Genomic DNA, 504 nt, shown 5'->3' with positions numbered 1-504 from the left:
AAGACAGCGATACCATCAACCTCAGCCAACCTTGGGCGATTAAAGAACAAGTGTACCCATTGGACTATGGTCAAGCTGCAGGACGTATTTGGGATAAGCAAGCGTGCTTTAACCTCAATGTGTTAAGTCGAGTGCAGCCGACCGGACAACAAACCACTCGACCATATTTGGTTCAAGTGCTGCAGCGTTTGTTGGAAGAGTCAGATGTAGAGCCGTATCAAGCGGAAGTGATTGCCGATTCCACTTGGGAATACATTGATTCAGACAGCACAGTACGTTCAACCACCGGCGTGGAAGACCGCACCTACGAATCGATGAAACCTTCGTATTTAGCGGCTAATGTTTGGATGGCAGACAAAACTGAACTGCGCGCGGTATATCAAGTGAGTGGTGAAATTTATCAAAAGATTGAGCCCTTGGTATGTGCGATCCCAAGTGATGATTGGCGTTTAAACGTCAACACGATAGAGGTGGAACAAGCGCCGATTTTAGTCGCTATGTTTT

1 protein-coding gene is annotated in these 504 nt (G+C 46.8%); it reads left to right on the top strand.

Going from position 1 to position 504, the window contains the following annotated elements; genetic code table 11:
• Window positions 1-504, top strand: a 504-nt coding sequence (gene gspK, locus R7190_RS31225) for a type II secretion system minor pseudopilin GspK (RefSeq protein ID WP_318138390.1), incomplete at both ends; no start/stop codon positions are given.

It is taken from the genome of Vibrio sp. 1078-1, from assembly GCF_033340475.1.
Note: the sequence above shows the minus strand (reverse complement) of the source record. Positions and strands in the feature narration are given on the sequence as shown.